Source organism: Paenibacillus marchantiae (assembly GCF_028771845.1).
Taxonomy (GTDB): Bacteria; Bacillota; Bacilli; order Paenibacillales; family Paenibacillaceae; genus Paenibacillus; species Paenibacillus marchantiae.
In genome coordinates, this window is record NZ_CP118270.1 from 941,805 (window position 1) to 964,733 (window position 22,929).

Here is a 22,929-nt window from a genome sequence, read left to right on the forward strand (position 1 = left end):
GGTTACTCCTAAAATAAAAAAACTCCCTCACGGAATACCTGAAACGCTGGAATTTGTCCGGTTTCTGGCACTCCGCAGGGAGCTACATTTCTCATATTGTGATCAATACATCAATGGATTGCCTCTATTATTGCGTTAACGCCTTCAGCGTGTCGTCAATGACATGACCATAAGCAATCAATCCACCGCCCAGCCACGGAGCTGGCTCTACTGCGTACACATTTCCAGCTTTAACGGCTGGCATGCTATTCCATACTTTGGTATCCGTCATTTCCTTCATGCTCCCCGGACCCTGTTCCACCGTGAAAATAAAGTCGGCATCAATCTCAGGCAACACCTCGGTCGATACCGTTGCGCTGTTCTCCGTTTGTACCAGTGTTGGCTTGCCAAGCCCCAATTGCTGATATACCACGTAACCACTAAAGTAGTTACCACCCATCATACTAATCCCGCGAGGTGCAAAACGAATGATCGCTGCTTTCTTGCCTTCGGTAACTTTGGCGAGCTTGGCCTTAGCATCATCTACCTTCGCATGATATGTTGCAATGGCTTTTTCGGCCTCAGCCGTTTTGCCCAGCAGATCACCGATCACCTGCAAAGACTTCTCTACATCACCCGAAGCATTCGTAAATACGTAGGTTGGTGCAATTTTCGAATAACTCTCATATACACCGTTCTCAGCATATTGGGCCGTGTGTAGAATAATAAAATCTGGATTGTACGCCATTAGTGCTTCAGGAGAAGGCAAACCACTGGAGAAATCCAGTGTTGGCACTCCGCTCAACTGGTCCTTAAGGTAAACATGGCCTTGCGTACCACTTGCCCACTGAGCTACCGGTTTAACGCCTAGCGTCAGCAGAGAGTCTTCCAGATAAGGTGCAAAAACACGCTCCGTATGCTCAGGAACGATAACATCATGTCCCAGATCATCTTTGACAGTTCGTTCTCCTTTGGTTTGTTCCGTGTTCTCTTCGGTTACAGCAGTCCCTGATGAGGCCGTGGTGGAAGCCTCCGTTGTTGGCTGCTCTTTCTGTGCTTCTCCCTCAACTTCTGATTTTGAACCACAGGCAGACAGCAGACCCGTAATCAATACCAGTACGAGCAAGGCCGAGAAACCGGTACTACGAAATGGACGAACGGAACTTTGTCCGTTACCTTTTTTCTGTTGAAACATGACATATCCCCCTTGATAAACATTCTCATTTAGATAGATGGATTATATGTCATGTAGCCCGGGAATCACCATGGACGTTATCCAGATATACATTTGGACAATATCCCGTGAAAATCAGGAGCGCTTCATCCAGCATGCGCATCACGCCTACGGCAGAGTAGTCAAACCATGGGTCACCTGTGATCAGATGAATCTGGTATTGCCTTACTGCCTTAAGCTGACGCCATACCGGCGAGTGCTGTAGACTAAGCCAATACGCCCTCGATGCGGCCTCAGGACACACCATAACAAGAATCCGATCTGGATTTAGCGCAGCCAGTTGTTCCAATGTTAACCGTGTGTTGGCCTGAACATCGGGAAACGTCTCCAGTTGTAATCCATTATTGTACAACACCTCTTCAATGCCCGGATTTCGATACAGATAAAGGTGCTGACCATACACCCGGACAACGATGACCTTCTCTCGCCCCACTTTCTGTTTTACGGAATCCCGTGCCTTCTCGACTCGCTGATTGTATACGCTAATCCACTGCTCTGCCTGTTCTTCCCGCTCCAAAAAAGCAGCAATCATGCGTAACTGCGCACGCCAATCCAAGTGATACTTCGGTACAAAACAACAAGGTGCAATCTCAGCCAGTTTGGCCTGATCCTGATCACTGATCTGATCCGTACCGACAATAGCGTCCGGCCGGATATGAACCAAACGCTCCACGTTGGCTTCAAATCTCAAGCTGGTATACGGGTCTGTCAGTCTCAAGTGTGACTGAATCTCTGTTCGGTGCGCGTTATAATAATAAGCGGTCCATTTGGGGTCAATCGGCGCAGCGACAGGCATGACATTAAGCGCCAGCAGCTGTCCAATAATGCTGGAGGAGCAGGTGGCGATGCGTATTCTCGCATTTTTGGCATAATCCGAAGGAGATACGCCCACTTCTTTTTTAAATTTGCGGCTGAAATAATACTCATCGCTATAGCCCACTCTCAGCGCGATTTCACGAAGTTTGTATCCTGTTTCTTTCAGATATCGTTTCGCACGATTGATGCGAAGATCGGTCAGATATTCCATTGCACTCTGCCCGTAGGTCTTCTTGAACAGGTCCACGAAATATTTCGCACTGATATTGGCTTTGTGGGCGAGATCCGCAATAGACAATGGTTCGTCATAGTGCTCATCCATATATACTTTTACCTTGGCAAGATCCGTCTTGGGACTGCGGCCGGCAACGGGTAAGTGCGCAGGGGTCTGCGAATCATTTTCCAGTAACATGAGGCCACTCCTTTCGATCTGCTTGATCGGTTTGATATGAAATGTACAGGGCAATACAGCCGGTACTATATTAGACTAACGAAAATGATAATCATTATCAATTAAAATATCACATTCTTTTCCATACAGTCAATCCATATATGGAAGAATGTACACAGTTCGATGTTAAGACAATCCCGTAAAAGGCAAAAAAGCTAACTGCGTGTTTTGGGCACGAGTTAGCTTTTGATGACGAATTTTGCAACATTAAGTTTGTAAAAATTTGAATTGAATTAATCCCGGCTCCGCAGCTTGCCGAGTAGACGAATAATTTCTAGATACAGCCATACCAGCGTAACCATCAATCCAAATGCACCGTACCACTCCATATATTTCGGAGCACCGTTGTCGGCACCACTTTCAATAAAATCAAAATCAAGTACCAGATTCAGTGCGGCCACAATGACGATGACGACAGAAATGCCGATTCCGATCAGGCTGTTGTCATGCAGATAGGGAACGGTAATCCCGAAAAAACCAAGAACAAAACTGAGGAGATACATAATCATGATACCTCCGGTTGCTGCGACAACCCCCAGCTTGAAATTCTCCGTAGCTTTGATCAATCTTGTCTTGTATGCCATCAACAGAGCAATAAAGACGGCCATGGTCAGCAAAGCAGCTTGCAGCGTAATGCCGTTATACAAGTATTCATACGTAGCCGAGAGTGCTCCGAGGAACATCCCTTCCGCAACGGCATAGATCGGCACAAGGTAAGGCGCCGCAACAGGTTTAAATGAAATAATCAATGCGAGGATAAATCCGACGATCGCCCCTCCATATGCAAGAGGAAGCACTTCCTGCCCATTGAAAAACATCATCCAAGATGCAAATGCACTGCCCAGCAGGATTACCAGCGTAATAAACGCCTTGTTTACCGTACCGTTAATCGTCATTCTAGTCTGATATCGATCATCTCCATAGCCTCTGGAGTCTTCAAACGTACTATCTTTGAGTGTGGGGTTACCGCTACGTCCGATCAAAACAATCACCTCTTCTATGTATTTGGTTAATCCTGTACTACCATCTCTACGTTCTACATTGCCATTTCTACGAACTACATATTAAATTGCATATTGAAAATATAAATTCTAATGCTTCCAGGCAGACGTGGGATGCAATCCGGAGATCACATCCTTGTCTGTTGACGCAAGGCATGGGCTATATGTCCCAAAACTTTGCGAAGAATACTTTACGCTTTATTCAGCACTTTCCATCATTTGATTCCAATTCTTATCGCTCTTGGGGCATATTCGAGATACTTATTTGTACAACACTTTATCTATATTGTATTTCGCACGCATCGTGTTGATGATATAGGTCTCGTAAATTTCGCGATCTACCGGATCTTCAATAACGCACACTTCAATGGTGGTTACTTCCTCGCGGTGTGACTTCATTGGTGATACGGTATCTTCAAAATGTTTCTTGATGCGCGGTCTTAATTTTCGTGCTTTCCCGACAAATAACAACTCATCAGCGGCATTGTAAAACATAAAGATACCGCCCTGTTCCCGTGTAATCAGGTGGAAATCGGTGAATCCGTAGATGTGGCTGAGCTGTGGATCAGCCTGCTTCGTGATGGTGACATCTGGTGTTGGCACAGTAATATTAATCAATAGGTTCACTTCCTCATTATCTATAGGTTTACATCCTATCATATATTATAAAGGGAAACCATTTCATTAATAAGAAGCAAGATTCAAGCTTTTTTCAACTATTACGACAAATATTTCAAAAAAAAGGTTAACTTCCCTGATTCAAAGTGGTACTATAGGGGTATGAGGAAGAATTTGGGCACTAAGACATATGTCTTTATATCTACTTCCGTCTATTGTACCCTATGATTGATCATCTTTTTCATACTGAATTCTGTTACGTGCGCACGACAAGAGTACAGTTAGCAAGAACCTAGCCTTATAGTGTTACGATTCATCATCTATTCGACCCTTGCAGCAAGCAAACGTAGAAAGATCCTAGATTTACGAAGATAGTATAGAACTGGATTGACCTAGAAAGCCTGCAATTATAGCCGTACGAGAGTAAATAGACACACGTAGAAGGACAGATAGCTATCGATCCTAGAGAGACTAGTCATGCAACGCCAACCTAGAAAGTTATAAGCAGCAGCACTATAAAAGATGGATCACGTTTCACCCCAGCCCGGCATGATGCCAGGGCTTTTTTACGTTTGCGCAAACAACCAACCACCTCCGCAGGGAAACAGAGGTATCGTGGTTCTTTCTGCGGGGGTTATAATATGGCAAGATAGCAAATAAGGGAGTGATGGGATGTATTCCGATCTGCAACTGACGGAGGACCGCCCTGTATATATACAAGTCAAAGATTATATGAAGCGATTGATGCTCAAAGGCGGCCTGCAAGCCAAACAAAAGCTTCCTTCCACCCGCGAACTCAGTACACTCATGAAAGTAAGCCGCAGCACGATTCTGCTGGCCTATGCTGAACTTGAGGAGGAAGGCCTGATTTACGCGGTCAAAGGCAAAGGCAATTACGTAAGCTCCACCATTGATGCACCTGAGGCAACATCCGGGTGGCAGCTGGACTGGAACGAACGTGTCAGCGATTATGCAATCCAGGCAGAGCAGTATGATCTGATGAAACATGGCTCTGGCTCAGAGCGTGGTGAGATTTCATTTACCAGCATCGCGCCGGATGAGAAGCTGTTCGACATGCACAATGTCAAAAGAGCCTTTCTCGACCGGATGTCGCTTGAAGGGGAAGTGCTGCTGAATTACGGATATGCGCAAGGCTACAGGCCTCTTATGAAGTATCTGCTGCGCTATATGGAAAATAAAGGTGTCGACCTAACCGGCAAGGATATTCTGATTACCAACGGATTTACGGAAGGTTTTGATCTGGTACTGGGCGCACTTCGCAAAAAAAGTGGCAGGGCCCTGTGTGAAAACCCGACACATCATACCGCTGTTAAAAATCTGAGACTTCATCAATTCCATCTCACCGGTGTGGATATGGAATCAGATGGTCTGGACCTAAAGCAGTTGGAACGGGAACTTGCAGCCAACCCGTATGATCTGGCCTATCTCGTGCCCTCCTACCACAATCCAACCGGGATCGTCACATCACCTGCCAAACGGACAGAGATCATTCGGTTGATGAACCAGTACCAGGTGCCGATTATTGAAGACGGCTTTAACGAGGAACTGCGCTATTCCGGTTCCCATGTCTCCCCTCTGATTGCCAGTGTGGGCAAAGGGAACGGACTCGTGTATCTGGGCAGCTTCTCCAAGATATTGTTTCCGGGACTGCGTGTAGGCTGGGTCATTGCGGATGCGGCGCTGATTGATTACCTGGAAAGCATGAAACGGGCGCGCAGCATTCATACCTCGACGCTGGACCAGTCCCTGCTCTATCAATATCTGAGCAACGGCAATTTCGAGAAATATTTGAAGCGGGCCCGTACAGAGTACAAGCGAAAATATGAACTGGTGGTCCGTTGCTTGCGGCAGTATCTGCCAATGTGCCGGGTTTCCGGTGAAGGTGGACTTCACCTGTTCGTACAATTCCCACCAGAATACCGCACGAGGGAGCTGCTGGCGGCTTGCAAGGCAAAAGGCGTTACCTTCATGCCCGGGGATACTTTTTATCTTGAACCTGGCCAGGGACAAAACACGATGCGTTTGGGCTTCTCCCGAGTCAGCGATGAGAACATTCGCAAAGGTATTCGCATCATTGGCGAGACGGTTGCTCAAATGAAATGAGGAGGATTACACATGAAAGTTGGCGTGATAATGGGTGGCACATCTTCGGAGCGGAATGTTTCTCTGCTCACCGGACAGGAGATGATGAACCATCTGGATGGACAGAAGTATGAGGTTATTCCGGTGGAGATCAACAGCAAACGAGATCTCATTGACAAAGCAGCAGGATTGGATGTGGCACTGCTCGCTCTGCACGGCAAATACGGCGAGGATGGTACGATTCAAGGTACGTTGGAGTCGCTGGGTGTTCCTTACACAGGCTGTGGTGTCCTCGCGAGCAGCGTATGCATGGACAAAGATATGTCCAAACGCCTCATCCAGCATGCGGGTGTACCTACTGGCGAGTGGCTTCAGGTAAGCAGTCTGGATGAATTGTCATCAGTCGCTGTGCAGCAGTTAACGTATCCCGTTGTGGTAAAGCCCAATTCAGGCGGTTCCAGTATCGGCACGCAAGTGGTGCAGGAACCCTCGGCTCTTCATGCGGCTGTAGAAGCGGCTCTCGTCTGGGACGAAGTCGTCATGATTGAGCAATATATTGAGGGTGAGGAGATTACCTGCGCCGTTCTGGATGGTCAGATGCTTCCTGTTATCTCGATTCGTTCAAATGCCGATTTTTTCGATTACACCTCCAAATATAATGATGGCGGTGCTGAGGAGCAGGTCGTCCAATTGCCTGCGGATTTGCATAAACGTGTAGAAGCGGCGGCATTAACCTGTTACCGGGTGTTAAAATGCAGTGTCTATGCTCGCGTGGACATGATGATTCGGGATGGCATGCCATACGTGCTTGAGGTGAACACGCTGCCGGGTCTTACCCGAAACAGCCTGCTGCCCAAAAGTGCTGCCGCTGCTGGTATTTCCTTTGCCGGTTTGCTGGATTCCATCATTGATCTCTCGTTAAAAGAACGCCAAAAGGAGGCAACGCGATCATGAGTCTGAATATAACAATTCGTAACAGTTCCCCTGAAGATCTACAGGATATGGTCGTTCTTATGGATCAACTCGGTTACCCAACCACGTATGCCGAGATGAAGGAGCGTTATTCGCACATCGCTGCGGATTCAAACTTTGCAACGTTGGTTGCCGAGGTCCGTGGCCGTGTCGTTGGACTGATTGGCCTCCAAACATCTTATCTATATGAAAAAAACGGAAGACACTGCCGTATTATGGCTCTTATCGTGCATGACCAGTTCAGAAGCTCCGGCATCGGTCGTCAGCTTATTCTGGAAGCAGAGCAATGGGCAGCCACTCATGGCGTGGATTCCTTGTCTCTAAACAGCGGCAATCGCACGGATCGTGAAGCTGCGCATGAATTCTACCAACAGATGGGCTTTACCGCGGGAAGCACCGGCTTTAGCAAAAAGCCGCAGGCTTTGCAGCATAGCTGACTGTTTACAAAGTAACATCAAAAAAACGCCCATTTCCGACACAAAGGTCGGAAACGGGCGTTCTCTATTTCGCTATAAGTAAATTATCTTTTGGCCTTCATGGATTCATACGCAGCAAGTAACTCCTCTACAGCCACGCCATTAATCTTCATTCCTGCCACCTGACACTGTTCCAACTGTACGCCGGATAGATTACAGTCATTGAAATGACTGCCCTTGAGGTCACAATGCTCCCAACGCATGGGTGCTCTGTCTGCGCCGAGGTGTGTATCCTGAAAATGAACACCATCCAAAGCACAGAATTCAACCTTGCTATCTGTTAAACGCAAATCGGCCAATAATATGTTGGTCATATTCAGATTGGTGAATTTGCCCCCACTCAGGTTGCAATCGGTCATCCGGATATCCCGAAGATTGCTGGTGCTGAAGCGAAGTGAATCCAGATCAGCTTGGTAAAATTCAGTAACCGTCTCATCCTTAACATTGGATATTTCCTCGGATGGGAGCTGGATCACAGGCTCTATTGTTATGATTTTCTCATATCCATATTCATCTTCAGACGCATAGAGACAGATATAACCCATTTTCTCATAAAAATGATGATTATCCCGCTGTCTTCCCGACGTCTCCAGCTTCCATATCCCAATCTCCGGGAATTCGGCCTCAACAAGCCTGATGACCTGAGATCCTATACCCCGACCATGACAAACGGGATCAATAAAGATTTTATCCAGTCTCGCATGCCTGCTTCCCAATACATTGACACTGACTCCACCAATGGTACATCCATCCCATTCTATAACGTAATAGTCCCATTCACGGATCACGTAACTGTGCATACGAACAGACGAATAGCCTGGTGGACAAAGGTTGCTGTCCGGAACTGTGTCTCCTTTAGCCCAGACCCTGATCGCATGATCAAAGGCTCTGGTGCATATCTCCGTGAGCACTTCAGCATCCTCATGGCGTGCACGACGAAGCTGAACTAGAGATTGCAGCCCCAGTGAAGATGCTGGTGCCGGTTGTACTTTATGTCGCTCAAAATAATCGTAGTCTGCCTGATCCGAAAGTTTTCTGCGAGAGACATAACGAAATCCAGCATGCTCAAGCACCTTGCGTGAAGGCTGGTTAAACGGCTTTACAATACCCACAATTCGATCCAATAGAGTATGTTCAAATAAGTATGTCGTTAAGGCATTCACTGCTTCTGTGATATACCCTTTATTCCGATAATCCCGTGAAATGGCGTAAGCCACTTCACGATCATCACTATCCAGCATGTCATTGGGAAACACACCACACCAGCCAATGATTTGCTGATCTTTGTTGTGTACAACAGCCAGCATGACCCGTACATCTTTCGGATCGAACTGCTCGTAACTGCCAACAACAAATTGCAGAAAACCATGCAGCTGTTCCTCTGTCATCCTCCATTCGGGAAGAATATCCGTGATTTCCGGTTGTCGGGTTAATGCGTACAGCGCGTACTGGTCTTCCAGCGTTAGTGGACGTAATGTAATCGAACTGGATTGGATGATTAATTGACTTTTCATATATAACACCTCTGGGGATTTATTTGGGATGGCACGACAAAAAGGAGCACCTCCAATAGAGGCACTCCCCGATTCGTTTCATCATTTCAGAAACGCCGAAGCTCCTCGTAATGGGTCAAAAAGGACACACGTATCCCGTTAATGGTCTAACGGAATTTTTTCATTGTGTTCTTTCATGATCATTACGAGAAATCTGGCATACTCTGAAATCCCCTCTCAACCTAAGACTCACATACAAATCTTACTTATGGCCGGTCGATGAAAATCCAGCCTGTTTCTTTTTCCTTATCTACAGATGCTCCAAGAGATTCGGCCATAAAGCGCAGCGGGACGTAAGTTTTGCCGTTTTTGCCCACATAAGCAGGTTCGACCATTGTTACTTCCTTGCCTGCAACGGTGGCCTTCTTGGAACCCACAGTCAGGACAATCTCATCGCCGGTGATATCGTCAATAACGACGATTTTATCCGACCCTTTGGTCCATTTCACTTCAGCATCCAATTCCTCGGACAGATAACGAAGAGGAACAAATGTTGTATTTTTAACAGTGACTGCGCCATAGGTTTCGTCGTCCGGATACAACATGACATATTTACGGGTGATTCCCGCTTCATCTTTCAACAGCTGATACACAAGTGAATTGGAATCAAAATTGCGCAACATCTGACCTGGAGTGATATCTCCCTGCATCAGATCAATTGCACCAGCCGTTTTGTCCACGGCATCCACAGTTACTGGTCCACCAATATTCCACAGTTCACTGTCACCATATACGGATACCGATTTGATCGGCAGATCTTCAGAAGCAGGCAACGCTACTTTGAAATCATAATTCTGTTTACGGATATTCAGTGCGCTGTCCAGATAAAAGTCCAATTTGAGATTGGTCTCAGTTCCGAACACCGTCTTCAATTCAGGTGTTTCGGTCAACAAGTTGGCTAGTTCCTTGTCGTAATTGGCAAGAATCTCGTCAAGACCGCCTTTAATCATTTCATACAATGAAGCAACTTCGGCATCCCGTGATTCGCTAATCGTAGAAGGAAGGGCACTGCCGTCGCCAATATCAACCGTGTTGAATGTAACGAGGATAGGGTAGAACACATCATACAGATCTCCAATCAGATCCTTGAGTCCTTGCTCATCCTGAGCAACACTTGTCAGAAACGGTTTAACCATGGCAAGAAGCTCTTCTCCACTGATCTCCACATGCAGCTTGGAGAGGCTCAGCGATTCACCGTTAACCGATTCCTGTACCGGCGTTACGGAAATATTTTTCGGGTTGGACAAATGCTTCAGCGCAAAGGTCAGCAATTTCGGGGAAAGCTCCTCGATCTGCTTCTCCAACGCCTTCGTATCTAGCATAGGAAGTGTGTCATCCTCCAAAGATATGTATAGAGGCTTTTGCGCTCCGTCTACATCAATGACCATTTCCGATTTATCCATCGACAGATGGAAAGGTAATTTCTTTCCTTGCATACTCAGTGTACCTTTGACAGACGCCGTGTTGGAGTCCTTCACTTTGACATCTTCAATATCCAATGAAACGGAATTAATGAGTTCAATCATTTGAAGCGCATCCTCATCGACGAGGTTTGCTGTAGGTTCAATTTTTATATGCATCGACTGTTTGGATTCACCGGACTTGACGGTTGTGCTGTTGACAACGGCTTTGCTAATATCTACGCCACCTACGGCCTGACATCCCGTAAGCGTAACCATCATCAAAACGAGTGGTACGGCAATCCACTTCAATAGCTTATGATTTTTGATACGATCTCCTCCTTAGGAAAAATGTGGTTCACTCCTATTATGAGGGTTATAGGTAATTGTTGTAAACCGGATCGGTAAATAAATACCAAAAAAAGGCCGAACGATGGTCCGACCTCGGGTATGACGTATATTTAAAATTTGGTGTAATTGGCTTCAACAACACTATGCCTAGTCCAATCATAAACAGTTCAGTTTATTCTTTTTCCGTATCCTCTGCCTCAGTGTCCTCATCGGATTCTTTACCATCGGTACGTGCAGGGGTTTCAAATTGATCCGGTTCGTCGTCTTGAATGGCTTTGTTCTCTTCATTCTGGTCTTGTGTCATATCGTATTCCCTCTCTTCTACCGGATTTTAGGCAACAATCTGTGCCTAGTTTCTATCAATAACCGGAATAATGAAAAATTAAACAGACAGAGGTGGGAACTTAGAAAATATAAAAGACAATTCCGTTCCCGCTTGCAGCCGTTGCCTGATATAAAGCCTGAACATCATTCAGTGTCTGAACGATCTCCTGGAATGTCTCCTCTGCGTCCCAATCCTCCATGACAGGATACACGCCCTCAGCTACCATTTGTTCCAAGCTAAACCGCGTTTCTTCAATTCTTCAGGTGTCAGTTGTTCTAAAGCCATGTACGCCTCGAGCACCTGTTCATTGTTCAGCAGGAACAGATCCATGTCTGAATAGTTGCCCAGATATTGTTCGCCTGCCAAAGGGACCACATATCCCAGAGGAGGCTGCCCCTCTACCACTTCACCAGTCAACGTAAACTGAAGCATCTGCCACATTTTATCGATATCCAGCTCGACCGAACAATCATGTACACTGACTTCACCTGACTTAATGGATGCGACCAATTCATTGGTGACAACAAGATATCTGCCGGACATGCCCATACCCTTATCCCTCCTATGTATGTACTTCCCTTCTTTCCCATTAACCGTGCATGTTGTACAAGAATCGGGGTAAAGAGGTGGAAAGGAACAATAATCTTCAAGGAGGAGCGGAATCCATGAAAAAGTTTGATTACAGCCTCAATTACGAGGAGCTTGATCTGCGCAAGCAGCCTGAACTGTATACCGTTGGCCGGGGAGAGCAAGGAGTATTAATGGTGGAGCCCTACAAAAGCGAGATTCTACCGCACTGGCGGTTCAAAACACCTGAAATTGCGAAAGAATCCTCGCAAAAGATCTACGAACTATTTTTGGAGTATAAGAAAAAGGATGACTTTGTCGGTATGGATATGGCACGCAAGTTTCTGCAAATGGGCTATACGCGGGCAAGGCGTTATACGAATCATAAAGGCGGACGCAAATACTCGAAGGAGGACGGCTCCATCCTGCCTTATCAGAATGATAAGGTGAAGGCTGAATCAGCAGCCATTTTCAAAGCACAATGGGAGATCGCCAAAACGGACCCGGATTATGTGAAAATGAAGCAGGAGCACCGGGAAAAGTACGAGTCGGAGAACGCGCAGAAGCATGGGTGAAAATACATGATTTATGCAGACGTTCATTTTGATATAATGCAATACATCAAGCTTCACACACGAGATTAACGATGTATACCCATCCAAAGGAGCCCTCATGAACCCACCTAGCCACCATTTCGTCCTGGCACTTGTTTGCATCACCCTGTGTCTGTTTATTCTGCTTCCTTTGCCTGCCTCTGCAGCCAAGTCTGAACTTGCCAGACAACATGAAATGACAGCCTTTGGCCCGCTACAAAGCGATGTTGACGGGATGCAGCCGGGATGGAACCTGGGAAATTCTCTGGATACGGTCGGACCTGATGAAACGTATTGGGGCAACCCACGAGTTACCCGGGAACTGATACAGCAGATCGCTGCTCAGGGATACCGAAGTATTCGTATTCCCGTCACATGGGATGGGCATATTGGGGACGCACCAGACTACACTGTTGATCCAGCCTACATGGCTCGTGTTCAGGAGATTGTCCAATGGGCGCTGGATGCCAACCTCTATGTCGTCGTGAACGTTCACCATGATTCCTATCTCTGGATCAGCCAACTGGAGAATAACCACGATCAGGTGCTTTCCCGTTATAAAGCAGTATGGACTCAGATTGCCAAGCAGTTTAAAGATGAACCGCGTAAGCTGATGTTCGAGAGTGTTAACGAACCGCGCTTTAACCGCGGAGCAACAAATGCAGGCGACATGGGCTCAGGCAGCAATATTGATGAGGCACGGCAGTTAGAGCTTTTGCATGAATTGAACACTGCATTTGTAAAGTTGGTACGAGAAACAGGTGGAAATAACAGCGAGCGCCCGTTGGTCCTGCCTACGCTGGAAAGTTCACCAACACAGGTAAGACTCGACAGTTTGCAACAGACGATAGCTGGCCTAAAGGATCACAATCTGATTGCTACGGTGCATTATTACGGATATTGGCCGTTCAGCGTTAACATTGCAGGGCATACCACCTTCGATACGGATACGAAAAATGATGCGGCCAGCACGTTCAATAATGTGTACAACACGCTAGTTGTTCAAGGTATTCCGGTTATTCTTGGTGAATATGGCCTGCTCGGTTTTGACAAACATACGGATGTCATTGAACAGGGAGAGAAGCTGAAATATTTTGAATTCATCGGTCATCAGTTAAAAGAAAAAAAGATCACGTCCATGTTATGGGACAACGGTCAGCATCTGAATCGACAAACATTCCAGTGGGCTGACCCGGATTTATTTCAGATGATCCAAGCTTCCTGGACAGGACGTTCTGCCGTAGGAGAAAGCGATCTGCTCTATTTCAGACAAGGTTCGCCTGTGGGAGACAGACCATTGACGATCAAGTTAAACGGAAACAAGCTGGTTGCCCTGTATGCGGGTGAGGAGATGCTGAAAGCTGGCACGGATTATTCGTTCAGTGGCAACACGTTAACCGTCAAATCCACTGCGTTATCCCGGATGATCAGCTCAACTCAGAAGCTTGGGAACAATGGGATACTCACAGCGAAGTTCAATCAGGGTGCAAAATGGAAATGGAATGTGATTGTGTCCACAAAGCCCGAGTTGGGCGACGCAACAGGTATAGTAGACTCCTTCTCCATTCCCACCCAGTTTCAAGGTGATCAGCTTGCCACGATGGAGGCTGTGTATACATCCGGTGAGAACACAGCGCCACAGGACTGGACACCGTATAAGGAATTCTTGACTACATTTGCTCCTTCTTATGAAACGAATGAAATTAAGCTACAGCCCGATTGGCTCAAAGGACTGCACGACGGACAGATCGAGCTGACATTTCACTTCTGGAGTGGTGAGCTCATTCGCTACACTCTGATTAAGAACGGAAATCAGGTGACTGGCGAGGTACGAAATTGAGCCTGTTCGCGGGTTGGGATTGTACGACCCGTTGATTGCAATGGGCTCTGCTGGATGCAGCAGCGTGACCTACACAGTATTGAAGATTGTTCAAATAGAGACGCTGCTAGTGGGGTATTTCAGCTGGCAGCGTCTTTGAGTTTGGTAGGTTTGGTATGGTTAAGCCTGTGCCTTTTGCGGCTTGCCACTCTTCGAACGGGGCCGAAGCATACCCCCTACGATCCTCAGCATTTGTCTGCGCGGCATAAGGCGGGCGAACTGGGCCGTCCAATAATTGGAGGCACCTGGCACAGCATACGGCTTGCCTGAATCCAACGCCCTCATCGCCACTTCCACAACATGCTCAGGCGTATCCCGTTTTCCTACCGAGGCCTCTTCGGCTCCTACTACGTCAAAGAATGAGGTATCGGTTGAGCCAGGGCATAGAGCCAAAAACTTAACGCCTCGTTTCCGGTTCTCTTCATACAACGCCTCTGTAAAAGAAAGAACGAAAGATTTCGTAGCCCCATATACAGCCATGTATGGATCAGGTTGAAAAGCAGCTGTTGAAGAAACATTGATGACGGTACCGTTCCGTTTTTGCAGCATACCTGGCAGGAAAAGATGGGTCATATTCATGACTGCGAGTACATTCAGCATAATCTCTTCCTGCTGCCGTGCACCATCCACCTGCTCAAACATTCCATGCGTGGCAAATCCCGCATTGTTGATTAATACATTAACCTGTATGCCCCGATTCATACATTCCTCATAAACGTGTTGTGGTGCATCCGCCTGGGATAGATCCGCTACGATCACTTCCGTCTTCACTTGATAGGTTCGCTCAATCCGTTCTGCCAATTGACGCAATTTGGACTCCGATCGGGCCACCAAGACCACATGTTTTCCTTTTGACGCCATCTCCAATGCAAAAGTCTGCCCAATTCCTGAAGAAGCCCCCGTAATGAGTACCCATTGATTTTGAACCTGCTTCATATCTCATCCACCTTTTCAGAACACTCGTTTTTTATTGGAAACACTGTTTCCTAATGAAATCATCGTACTCTCTTGTCTTCGTACTGTCAACTTCTTTTGATCATTTGACGATTTCCAGCGTAAAACAGTAGAATGACGATAAGAAACACGGTTACCGTTAAACAACAATATGGATGTATGAGGATGAGATAGATGAAAGATCACAATTCGGGTTCCAAAGAATCCGCTCACACGGTCACTACCTTTCAGGAAGCCAGACTCCAGCACTCCGAAAACCTGCGCCAAAATATTGTGCATGCCGCCGCATCCTTGCTGCAAGAGCACGGCCCCGAAGCCGTTACAGTTCGGCGCGTGGCAGAACGAATGGAGTGCTCCACCAAAATCATATATAACCTCTTCGGCAAGAAAGAAGGGTTAGCTAAATATCTATATATGGAGGGGTGCTCCCTCCTATCCCAATCGTTTGAATCCGTGCCACAGCAAGCATCATTCGAGAATTATTTTCGCGATCTCGCTTATGCCTACTGGGATTTCGGAATTACACAATCCAGCTTCTATCAGCTGATGTTTGGCGGTTCTTTTGCAGAATTCAAACCAGATGCAGAGAGTCTGCAAGGAACAGCAACTGCACTAAAACAAATTACGTCCCTGGTTGCGGTCTCAATTGAGCAGGGAATGCTTAAGGAGAACGATCTCTTGCTTGCAGTTCGTATGATCTGGGCCCCTCTGCATGGCGTCATCCACCTGTACCTGGGAGGCCATATTGAGAGTGAAGAGGCCGCGAAACGGCTATATGATCATACGTTGTCCATGGTTATTCTTTCTCTTGTTGGAGTATCCTCCAAGGGCTAAGCCATGAATGGATAAGGAAACGAAAGAAGGAGCAGGCACTTCATCGCTCAGATGAGGGACCTGCTCCTTTTTTTAATTAGATCTATAAGGGATTACCATTACCAATTAACGCGTGGTTTCGTTCTCAGCTTCCCAACGCGAGATTTCAGCACGGACTTTGGGAGCCACTTCTTTGCCGAGCAGTTCAATAGCTCTCATTACCTCCTCATGCGGCATCGTGCCGAGGGGAGTGTGTAACATGAAGCGTGTAATACCAACTTCTTTACGTAGATAGATAATCTTTTGAGCAACGGTATCCACATCACCGACATACAGCGCGCCTTCCAAACTACGTGCCGCGTCAAAGGTTGCACGGCTATAGTGTCCCCAGCCGCGTTCACGGCCCAACATATTCATTACTGCCTGAGCTGGAGGGAAGAATTTCTCCACAGCTTCATCTGTTGTATCCGCAATGAAGCCATGAGAGTGAGAAGCAACGGTCAGTTTGGAAGCGTCGTGACCTGCATGTGCAGCTGCTTTTTTGTACAACTCCACCAGTGGTGCGAATTGAACAGGACGACCACCAATAATGGCGAGAACAAGCGGTAATCCAAGCAGACCCGCGCGGACAACCGATTCCTGGTTACCACCACTCCCGATCCATACAGGCAGCTTCTCTTGTACCGGACGCGGGTAGATGCCCAGATTGTTAAAGGACGGGCGGTGTTTGCCTTCCCAAGTAACTTTTTCCGAATCACGCAGCTTTAAGAGGAGCTCCAATTTTTCATCAAATAATTCATCATAATCATTCAGATCATACCCGAACAATGGGAATGATTCGATGAATGATCCCCGCCCTGCCATAATCTCCGCACGCCCATTCGAAATACCGTCCAGCGTTGCAAAATCCTGAAATACCCGTACCGGATCAGCCGAAGATAGCACCGTTACAGCGCTGGTTAGGCGAATGCGTTTGGTCTGTGAAGCTGCGGCGGCCAAAATGATAGCGGGTGATGAAGCGGCATAGTCGGCACGGTGATGTTCTCCCACGCCATATACATCCAGCCCCACCTGATCTGCCAAAACGATCTCTTCAACGACGTCGCGAATACGCTGCGCATGACTTATAAGTTCTCCTGTTTTTATATCTGGGTTCGTCTCCACAAATGTACTGATTCCGATTTCCATTGTCTATTCCTCCCTGGTATGAAGCGATCCGTCGTTCATCTAACCTATTGTAAGTAGATCACCTTTTGTTATTTATCTTAATATTGAACTATTTTGAGGAAAAATACAAGTGCCCCCTGTTTTCCAGAGGGCACTTTCGTGACATATTCTTCTCAAAATCCAATGATTTAATGATTATTTCTTTTTCCCAATGTACAGGAGATGAGACGAGATTCCCAATATCGACGGGTCTTTGGCCGCCTCAATCATGTACTGGATCAACTCATCGTATTCCCCGCGTTCTTTCCAATATTGCTGCTGCTCTTCTGTGAGCATAGCTCTAAGACTGGACGATCCAATTAGGTCTACCGTTTCGAATCCGTACTGCTCCATAAATGGGTTAATATCCTGAATGTTGAAATAGTACGCCCCTGTAAACCGTCCTTGATCCAGATGATCGAATGTCCCCTTTTCCACAAAAGAACGGATAGCTTCCATGTGGTCATGTGGTTTCCATTGCTGCGGGGATTGCAAAGAGGTAATGCCCATTCGCATACGGCTCTGCATCGCTACAAACACAGTTCCCCCACGCTTGGTGACCCGATGCAGCTCCCGTACCGCAGCCACTCGCTCTTCTTCCGTCTGCAAATGATACAATGGCCCAAGCATCAGAGAGGCATCATACGTCTCATCTGCAATGGCGTTCAGATGAGTCGCATCCAATACATGGAAACTGTCAAACTGCTGTGTCAAATCCAATTCCTTTGCCTTCTGCTGAGCCATATCCACAGATGCAGGGGTCAGGTCTGACAGCGTGACATGGTATCCGAGCCTGGCAAGCTCCATCGCATATTTGCCTGGTCCGGCGCCATTGTCCAGCACAAGTCCGGTTGCCGGAAGTGACTCTCGGATATAATGCATGTTAATGATGAACTCCAGCGGTTCCCGATCCAACCTTCCCCACTCGTCAAATCTGGAATAATACTCAATCACACGTGATCTTTCCATGATTCTGCACCTGCCTTTTCTCAACATTAAGGCCATATAAAAAAACAAAAACCTGCCGCCTCAACTAAGAGGCGACAGGTCTGACCTTCGCGGTACCACTCTTCTTGATCCATGAACAGGATTGGAAACATCATGCTCCAACCTATCCTGCCATAACATCTCAGGACCTGATGACGGAGGTTAACCGTCAGGATCTACATGAAGTCAGCGTATAGCATCATTTTCAACATCCAGCCCTTTCGTGTGCTGAACAATGACGATATTCACGTAACTACGGTTCGATTCTGCTGCTCACAGGTGAGTTGGGGAAAGGTTGGACTGCCTTGCACCGAAGCGACAGTTCTCTGGACCAAACCTTGTGCCTTAATACTCCTGATCATTGCGTTGCACTGTTAAATTTTATCCAGTATATTACTTCTAAATATTTCCTGTCAATTCTTATTTTCCAGTTGCACAGCTACTTCACGTTCCGGTTCTTCTGTACTGTACATCCAGGGATATACGATTGCTGTATCCGACGTGTAATTATTATATCGATCAATACCCAGGTTTTTTCCGTCACCGGCAAATTGAGTTTTGGCAGGAGTACCATAACTTCGTTTGCCCTTCTGGATCGTATAGGTCTGATTAATTCCACCAAAATGTAGATCATCACTATATCTCTCCACGTACAAATCACCGTCTTTACGGTAATATGTCCAATGGATTATAGAACCGCCCAGATTTGAATCAAGGTACTGTGGTTTCTCCCCAATCTCGGATAACGTAATCGGCTCAAATTCACCCTGAAAATAGTTGACTTTATGGCGAGCGTACAAGGTCATTGGTGTATCTTGGTTGATTTCTAGACCAGAGGTCACTTCGAAGCGCAGTTCCGCTTCATGTGCCGGATCGTCCGACGGCCATACCCCTCCAATTAACTGGCTGCCATTTACATCAAGTGTGTATTGCAAATATGGTAATTGCATGAAATATTCGCTATGAGTAACGATCAGCCTGATTTGGGTGGGTGTAATTATGGCTTCCTTGATGACTGCTCCATCCGACTGCTGATCCAGAGGTATATTTAGCACTCTTTTACTCGTACCACTAAGCATCTCTGTTTTATCCAGACGTATACCAATATCCAGTGATTGCTCCATTTTGCCTTCTTCTTTACTGTAAGCCAGTACATAACTTGCTGCTTGTTGCTTCAACTTCTCCAAGTTATAGAACTGTTCCGATATATATTCACCATGTTCTCCCGGCTTTCCATATATGCCCGCTGCATTCCCTTCCAAAATCTGTCCTTTCTGATCGTATATCTTTAAATACGGAAAGGCATAGTCACGAACCTCCGGTTGATCAAAGGTTAATGATGTAGACAACATCATCTTATCTTCCTTTTCATTGAATGCGCTCACTACAAGTTCACCCAAACCATCCTTATTGATATTGAACACCTGTGATTGTTGCTGAAAAGGATTTAGGGTAATTTCCTTTTCTTCCGGAACTAATATTTGGATTCCACCTACAGTGAAGTCGACATTCGCTTCTTTTCCTGATGGTGTCCACTCCGTCTCAAAGTACCCTTTAAACTTTCCATTGGTCTGATCAGGAACATGGTAGTATCTTCCTTCGATTAGCTTACCACTCTCATCCCGCAGGCCAATAGAAGGGAATTGTAATGTATCACCTCCGTACTTACCAGGGTCCAATGTATACAAAATAACCGTGCGATTATCATCGGAAAAGGCTGTATCCAGTGTTAAAGTCACACCGTTGACCGTTACGGACTGATTCAGTTTCTGTCCAAGATCCTTTTGCATGGCATTCTGGATACCACTACGGTCATTTAAAATTTCACCCCAATTATAATGGACTGCTGCATATACTGGCGTCGCCATGAGAATAACTGCAGCGGTTCCTATCAGTGCAGTCTTTTTCCATTTGATCTGTTGCGGCAGATGTTCTTTATTCTCTGATACATGAAGCTCTGGGCAACGCTCCTGATCCTGTTGAATCTGATTCCACATGGCATCGAAATCGGGATAGCGAATATCTGCATTATTTTTCAGATGACGAGACAACAGATTTTCCGTATGCTTCACTATACATTTCCCCTTTCTGATGTTGCTTTCTGGCTTGATCCCATTTTTTCCTAAGCAATCGAATTCCCTTATATACTCTGGACTTCACCGTTCCCAGTGGCACTTCCAGAATCTCTGCAGTTTCGGATAAACTTAATTCGTTCATATAACGCAGCAGAATCGCTGAACGTATCTTTTCAGGTAGCTCATGAACCCATTGTGCCCAGACCTCGGACTCCTCCACATGTTCGATCAACGTATCAACCGGATCAGCAGTTCGTTGAGGGGTGAGAATAAACTGCCTTTTCTCCCGCTGCTTGGCTGTGCGTTCCCTCTTCAGAAAGTTAAGACAATGATTCACCGTAATTCTCATCAGCCATGTCTTCATGTATTCAACCTTCTGCCAATCCTGACGAAATACCGTAATAAAAACATCGTGGCATACATCTTCGGCATCCTGAGCATGATGGAGCATGTAATAACAAGTTCGGTACACATCCTTGTTGTATATCTCAAACAATTCCTTTTCGTTCAAAAGCTTTCCCTCCTTTCTCTGCATCAGCCTTCTCAAATCTATAGACAAAGCCGATCCTTCAAAGGTTCATTCTTACCCTTTCTCCACACAACAAAAAAGAACCTTCACTTCCACAGCATTGCAGAAATGAACGTTCTTTATGGTTTAAGACAAGGCCAATAACATGGAAATCCAGCGTGCCAAAAGGAGACTAGATTTTTTTCACAAACTCGGACTTCAGCTTCATCGCGCCCAGGCTGTCGATTTTGCAGTCGATGTCATGGTCACCGTCAATCAGACGAATGTTTTTGACTTTGGTGCCCTGCTTAACTACCAACGAGCTGCCTTTCACCTTCAAATCCTTAATGACCGTAACGGTATCGCCATCATTCAGGACATTACCATTCGAATCACGTACTACTTTAGTTTCTTCCGCATTCTCTTGTTCAGACGCTAGCGCCCATTCGTGCGCACATTCTGGACACACCAACAAATTACCGTCCTCGTACGTGTATTCGGAATTACATTTGGGGCAATTAGGCAAATTAGACATATGTATTAAACTCTCCATTCATTTTGTGGCTTCCTCGCAAGTATACGGGAATGCAATCTATTGTTCCACATAGGCCACGGTGGTTAATTGATTTAAACTAAATTTAAGATTGCCCCGCCCCCTGATTTAAGGAAGGTTCCTTATACTGAAGCTATAGAAGAAAAATGGTGGAGCATCACAACGAAATACTATTCTTAAAAGTCGTGTCTTACACGAAATGCTGATATATATCCTATAAAAGGAGTTTCTGCTCATGTCACCCTATGTTTTTCCTGTCCAAACGGCTTTCTTTATTTTTGTCCTTATCGCCATGTTTCTGCTGGTTCCTTGGTTGATCTACGGATATCGGAAAGATGGATTTTTTAGCTGGTCGCGGTTTGGGGTCAGCTTCTCATTTATTTTCTACCTACTGGCTGCGTACTGTCTGGTTATTCTTCCTTTCCCGACCACTCGTAATACATGTGCACAGCAAGCAGCGGATACCGTATATTACAACCTTGTTCCGTTCACCTTTGTAAAAGATATTATGAAAGAAACACCAATCGTCTGGTCTCAACCCGCCAGCTATATGGGAATGATTCAGGGCAGAGCTTTTCTGCAAGTTCTGTTCAACGTAATGCTTCTCATGCCACTTGGCGTGTATATCCGTTATTTTTGGCAAAAGAGATCGTACTGGAAACAGGCTTTGTTAAGCGGATTCGGCTTATCCCTGTTCTTTGAGATTACCCAGATCACCGGCTTCTACAGTTTTTATGATTGCCCGTACCGGCTGTTTGACGTGGATGACCTGTTACTGAATACTTCAGGAACGATACTGGGTTTTTTCGCAGCTCCCATCTTGCTTGCCTTATTCCCGTCTCGAGCAAGTATTCAGGCGAAGAGCGAGCAGATTCTGGAACAAAACAAGGTCTATCCTGTGCCTCAATTACTGGCACTTATCATTGACGGTGTAGTTGTTGTATTCCTGTCCAATCTGATGTCCATATTTAATTGGAGTAATACAAATGTGATCGTCAGTACGCTAAATACGGCGATCGCCATGCTGTTTGTATTTTTCTTTATTCCATCCTTGCGAGATGGCAAGACTCCAGGGTCTGCCCTCATGCGGTTCAGATATGTTCACCGGGATACTGGGGAGCCTTCCAGCGCATCCCTGTTTAAAAGGTTGCTGGCACTTTACGCCCCTTGGATCTTGGTCACCGTAGCTCAAATCATAACCGATTATGCCTTTCTGAACGAAAATGTAATGCTCGAACCTTATAAGGTGTGGATCTCTGTCGGAATTTTTGGTCTGCATATGCTTATTCTCTTGGTGTTGTTCGTGCATGTCATGCTGGTGCTGTTCTCCCGAGGCAAGCGTGCGTTTTACTGTGATGATGTGTCCAAGACACGAGCTTCAAGAAAATAAAATTCCTGACTCACAACACTCACAGCACATAGTTTCAGATGACAGATAGTACCGTAGCGTTTGCCATTAAAGCCGGCAAGTTTGATCCATCGTAAAAAAAGGTGTGCCTCGTCAGCCAATGACGA

Annotated in this window: 22 protein-coding genes; 7 read left to right on the top strand and 15 right to left on the bottom strand. The window is 46.2% G+C overall.

The genetic code is table 11. The annotated features are described in order from the left end of the window. Window positions 1-127: 127 nt before the first annotated feature. The 4 genes from PTQ21_RS04260 to PTQ21_RS04275 form a co-directional block, all read right to left on the bottom strand. The gene (locus PTQ21_RS04260; RefSeq protein WP_095206138.1) at window positions 128-1,174 is read right to left on the bottom strand and encodes an ABC transporter substrate-binding protein; all 1,047 of its coding nucleotides are present in this window, start codon (window positions 1,172-1,174) and stop codon (window positions 128-130) included. Window positions 1,175-1,223: 49 nt separating this feature from the next. Beyond that, entirely contained in the window at window positions 1,224-2,441 is a 1,218-nt protein-coding gene (locus PTQ21_RS04265) for an ABC transporter substrate-binding protein (protein ID WP_090952443.1), read from the bottom strand. 272 nt (window positions 2,442-2,713) lie between these two features. After that, the gene (locus PTQ21_RS04270; RefSeq protein ID WP_063565881.1) at window positions 2,714-3,463 is read right to left on the bottom strand and encodes a Bax inhibitor-1/YccA family protein; all 750 of its coding nucleotides are present in this window, start codon (window positions 3,461-3,463) and stop codon (window positions 2,714-2,716) included. A gap of 279 nt (window positions 3,464-3,742) precedes the next feature. After that, a complete protein-coding gene (locus tag PTQ21_RS04275) occupies window positions 3,743-4,099 on the bottom strand; it encodes a nucleotide excision repair endonuclease (protein ID WP_090952446.1) in 357 nt (118 codons plus the stop codon). 672 nt (window positions 4,100-4,771) lie between these two features. Here PTQ21_RS04275 and pdxR point away from each other — a divergent pair. Genes pdxR through PTQ21_RS04290 form a run of 3 tightly spaced genes read left to right on the top strand, consistent with a single transcriptional unit; the run spans window position 4,772 to window position 7,611 of the window. Further along, window positions 4,772-6,223, top strand: a complete 1,452-nt coding sequence (pdxR, locus tag PTQ21_RS04280) for a MocR-like pyridoxine biosynthesis transcription factor PdxR (protein WP_090952449.1) — start codon at window positions 4,772-4,774, stop codon at window positions 6,221-6,223. Between the two features lie 12 nt (window positions 6,224-6,235). Then, window positions 6,236-7,156, top strand: coding sequence for a D-alanine--D-alanine ligase (locus PTQ21_RS04285; protein WP_274568939.1), 921 nt, complete (start codon window positions 6,236-6,238; stop codon window positions 7,154-7,156). Further along, window positions 7,153-7,611, top strand: a complete 459-nt coding sequence (locus PTQ21_RS04290; protein WP_274568940.1) for a GNAT family N-acetyltransferase — start codon at window positions 7,153-7,155, stop codon at window positions 7,609-7,611. The genes PTQ21_RS04285 and PTQ21_RS04290 overlap by 4 nt, the downstream gene beginning before the upstream one ends. An 83-nt stretch (window positions 7,612-7,694) precedes the next feature. On the opposite strand, the gene PTQ21_RS04295 is transcribed toward PTQ21_RS04290, so the two are convergent. The 5 genes from PTQ21_RS04295 to PTQ21_RS04315 all read right to left on the bottom strand — a co-directional run bounded on the left by PTQ21_RS04295 (window position 7,695) and on the right by PTQ21_RS04315 (window position 11,828). Next, window positions 7,695-9,164 (bottom strand): GNAT family N-acetyltransferase, encoded by a 1,470-nt coding sequence (locus tag PTQ21_RS04295; RefSeq protein ID WP_090809262.1) that lies wholly within the window; start codon window positions 9,162-9,164, stop codon window positions 7,695-7,697. A 245-nt stretch (window positions 9,165-9,409) separates the two neighbouring features. Beyond that, window positions 9,410-10,915 carry a copper amine oxidase N-terminal domain-containing protein gene (locus tag PTQ21_RS04300; RefSeq protein ID WP_274568941.1) on the bottom strand — a complete coding sequence of 502 codons (1,506 nt, stop codon included), beginning with the start codon at window positions 10,913-10,915 and terminating at the stop codon, window positions 9,410-9,412. Window positions 10,916-11,126: 211 nt separating this feature from the next. Further along, complete coding sequence (locus PTQ21_RS04305) at window positions 11,127-11,258, bottom strand: hypothetical protein (protein WP_256336468.1); 132 nt, start codon at window positions 11,256-11,258, stop codon at window positions 11,127-11,129. A gap of 100 nt (window positions 11,259-11,358) precedes the next feature. Continuing rightward, window positions 11,359-11,505 (bottom strand): DUF1877 family protein, encoded by a 147-nt coding sequence (locus tag PTQ21_RS04310; protein ID WP_274568942.1) that lies wholly within the window; start codon window positions 11,503-11,505, stop codon window positions 11,359-11,361. Beyond that, window positions 11,499-11,828, bottom strand: a complete 330-nt coding sequence (locus PTQ21_RS04315; protein WP_274568943.1) for a DUF1877 family protein — start codon at window positions 11,826-11,828, stop codon at window positions 11,499-11,501. The genes PTQ21_RS04310 and PTQ21_RS04315 overlap by 7 nt, the downstream gene beginning before the upstream one ends. 116 nt (window positions 11,829-11,944) lie before the next feature. Here PTQ21_RS04315 and PTQ21_RS04320 point away from each other — a divergent pair, with 116 nt between their 5' ends. Further along, a complete protein-coding gene (locus tag PTQ21_RS04320; protein ID WP_063565875.1) occupies window positions 11,945-12,421 on the top strand; it encodes a DUF4385 domain-containing protein in 477 nt (158 codons plus the stop codon). Between the two features lie 97 nt (window positions 12,422-12,518). Beyond that, a complete protein-coding gene (locus PTQ21_RS04325; protein WP_274568945.1) occupies window positions 12,519-14,279 on the top strand; it encodes a cellulase family glycosylhydrolase in 1,761 nt (586 codons plus the stop codon). Between the two features lie 159 nt (window positions 14,280-14,438). On the opposite strand, the gene PTQ21_RS04330 is transcribed toward PTQ21_RS04325, so the two are convergent. Then, the gene (locus PTQ21_RS04330) at window positions 14,439-15,254 is read right to left on the bottom strand and encodes an SDR family NAD(P)-dependent oxidoreductase (protein ID WP_063565873.1); all 816 of its coding nucleotides are present in this window, start codon (window positions 15,252-15,254) and stop codon (window positions 14,439-14,441) included. A 192-nt stretch (window positions 15,255-15,446) separates the two neighbouring features. Here PTQ21_RS04330 and PTQ21_RS04335 point away from each other — a divergent pair, with 192 nt between their 5' ends. Continuing rightward, a complete protein-coding gene (locus PTQ21_RS04335; RefSeq protein WP_063565872.1) occupies window positions 15,447-16,106 on the top strand; it encodes a TetR/AcrR family transcriptional regulator in 660 nt (219 codons plus the stop codon). 105 nt (window positions 16,107-16,211) lie between these two features. Here PTQ21_RS04335 and PTQ21_RS04340 read toward each other — a convergent pair whose 3' ends face one another. The 5 genes from PTQ21_RS04340 to PTQ21_RS04360 form a co-directional block, all read right to left on the bottom strand. Continuing rightward, complete coding sequence (locus tag PTQ21_RS04340) at window positions 16,212-17,273, bottom strand: LLM class flavin-dependent oxidoreductase (RefSeq protein WP_064641616.1); 1,062 nt, start codon at window positions 17,271-17,273, stop codon at window positions 16,212-16,214. 174 nt (window positions 17,274-17,447) lie between these two features. Then, a complete protein-coding gene (locus PTQ21_RS04345) occupies window positions 17,448-18,260 on the bottom strand; it encodes a class I SAM-dependent methyltransferase (protein ID WP_274568947.1) in 813 nt (270 codons plus the stop codon). A gap of 431 nt (window positions 18,261-18,691) precedes the next feature. Next, complete coding sequence (locus PTQ21_RS04350) at window positions 18,692-20,350, bottom strand: DUF4179 domain-containing protein (protein WP_274568948.1); 1,659 nt, start codon at window positions 20,348-20,350, stop codon at window positions 18,692-18,694. Continuing rightward, window positions 20,307-20,864: an RNA polymerase sigma factor gene (locus PTQ21_RS04355; protein ID WP_063565868.1), complete on the bottom strand. Its 558-nt coding sequence runs from the start codon at window positions 20,862-20,864 to the stop codon at window positions 20,307-20,309. Before PTQ21_RS04355 ends, PTQ21_RS04350 begins: the two co-directional genes overlap by 44 nt. Before the next feature lie 190 nt (window positions 20,865-21,054). Continuing rightward, window positions 21,055-21,396 carry a zinc ribbon domain-containing protein YjdM gene (locus PTQ21_RS04360; protein WP_064642005.1) on the bottom strand — a complete coding sequence of 114 codons (342 nt, stop codon included), beginning with the start codon at window positions 21,394-21,396 and terminating at the stop codon, window positions 21,055-21,057. Between the two features lie 253 nt (window positions 21,397-21,649). Here PTQ21_RS04360 and PTQ21_RS04365 point away from each other — a divergent pair, with 253 nt between their 5' ends. Then, entirely contained in the window at window positions 21,650-22,804 is a 1,155-nt protein-coding gene (locus PTQ21_RS04365; RefSeq protein ID WP_090952464.1) for a VanZ family protein, read from the top strand. Window positions 22,805-22,929: the final 125 nt, after the last annotated feature.